Here is a 1,108-nt window from a genome sequence, read left to right as displayed (position 1 = left end):
TCCGTCTTCACGCCAATAGCCGATATCTCCCGTGCGATACAAACGGCTACCGGAGATGCCGCTGAATGGATCAGCTATGAACTTCTCTGCGGTCAGTGCTTCATGGTTTAGATAACCGCGTGCTACACCAGCCCCTCCCACACAGATCTCTCCAGGCACACCTACAGGGTACAAAGTCTTACCATCTTGCAGGATATAGGCGGTAGAATTACTTATCGGTTTTCCGATGGGTATATTATCAATGCTGTCTATTCCGGCCGCTGGTATTTTATGGCAAAGTGAAAAGGTCGTATTTTCAGTTGGCCCGTACCCGTTAATTACTTCTAATTGCGGATAATGCTTCAGCAGGCGCTGAACGTGAACAGCGGACAGTTTATCACCTCCGGCAACCAATGTTTTGATCTGACCGAATATAGTAATATCATCATCTATCAATTGGTGTAACCAGCTTGCTGTAAACCATACAAGATTGACATTGTATTGCCGCATGGCATTACCAAGCAGCTGTGTATTTAATAATTCGTGCTGATTACAGAAAACAAGTGTCCCGCCATTCAGTAATATTCCCCAGTATTCAAATATCGTCGCATCAAAGGCAATAGCTGCTGTTGCCAACAGGATATGCTCACTATTGAATGAAAGATAATTCGGTGACCTGACAAGCCTGACTACATTAGCATGTGTTACCATCACGCCTTTAGGCTGACCTGTTGAACCAGAGGTATACATGATGTAAGCCAAACTATCTGCAGATACTGATGCAGCTATAATCGCCTTTGGTAACTGATTGCTTTCCGCACGGCTGATATTCAGTACTGGTTTGCCTGTGGATAAGGCTATGCTATAACACGCCTCATCACTGATCAACATCTTCGCTCCTGTATCTTCAAGGATATGATTGATCCGGTGAGAAGGATAAGACGGATCAATGGGTACATACGCACATCCTGCTTTCAGGATGCCCAATAGTGCGATCACCAGCTCTGGGCTACGCTCCATACATACTGGCACAGCACTGCCGGGGTCAGCTCCCATGTCCTGCAAGATGCGGCTCACAGCGGATGACCGTACGTCCAGCATGTGATAGCTGAGTTCATAATCGCCAAAG

The 1,108-nt window shown here is 46.4% G+C and carries 1 protein-coding gene; it reads right to left on the bottom strand.

The window, feature by feature from the left end; all coding sequences use genetic code 11:
• Positions 1–1,108, bottom strand: a 1,108-nt coding sequence (locus C7475_RS32725; RefSeq protein ID WP_146217736.1) for an amino acid adenylation domain-containing protein, incomplete at both ends; no start/stop codon positions are given.

It is taken from the genome of Chitinophaga sp. S165, from assembly GCF_003182155.1.
Taxonomy (GTDB): Bacteria; Bacteroidota; Bacteroidia; order Chitinophagales; family Chitinophagaceae; genus Chitinophaga.
This window is presented reverse-complemented; position numbering and strand designations above follow the sequence as displayed.